Annotated in this window: 2 pseudogenes; both read left to right on the forward strand. The window is 32.2% G+C overall.

Features of this window, described 5'->3' with window-relative positions:
* A pseudogene (locus KI356_RS27935) lies at positions 1-223 on the forward strand (nucleotidyltransferase domain-containing protein); the annotation flags it as partial.
* A 13-nt stretch (positions 224-236) separates the two neighbouring features.
* Positions 237-580 (forward strand): annotated as a pseudogene (locus KI356_RS27940) (ABC transporter ATP-binding protein); the annotation flags it as partial.

Genomic DNA, 580 nt, shown 5'->3' on the forward strand with positions numbered 1-580 from the left:
GCACGCTGATACGATTCCAGAGGAGGTAGCGAAATATCATAATAAACATTTATTTTCCTTAATGCCCAATCGTCAAAAAGCTCTTTTTATTACTAGTTTTTTATATCCTTATCCAGAAGATGTTGCGTTATTACCGTTACCAAAAAAATTATATTTTTTATATTTTCCCTTACGTCCTATTTTATGGGCGTGGAGAAAAAAGATCAATCGTTTACTGCAATAGGGGGAGTATGATAATGGAGTATTTGTTACGGTTTTTAAAAAAGTTAAATGGGTATTCTGGGAAAAAAATATATATAAATCTTTTGGGAATGGTTTTCGTGAGTCTGTTAGAGGGGATGGGAATCCTCTTGCTAATACCGATGGTTACAATGAGTGGTTTTGTTAATGTGAAAGCTGATGGTGTATTCCAATCACCGACGTTTGAGTTTTTATATCATATTCCTGAAGTGTTAGGTTTAGCGATCATTTTAATTATATATATTTTATTAGTGGCAGTGCAGGCGATATCACAACAAAAAATAATGCTTAAAAATATGAAGATTTTAATGGGGTTTATAAATAATGTAAGACTAGAGAC

Origin of the sequence: Bacillus hominis (genome assembly GCF_018332515.1) — a bacterium.
Classification (GTDB): domain Bacteria; phylum Bacillota; class Bacilli; order Bacillales; family Bacillaceae_G; genus Bacillus_A; species Bacillus_A hominis.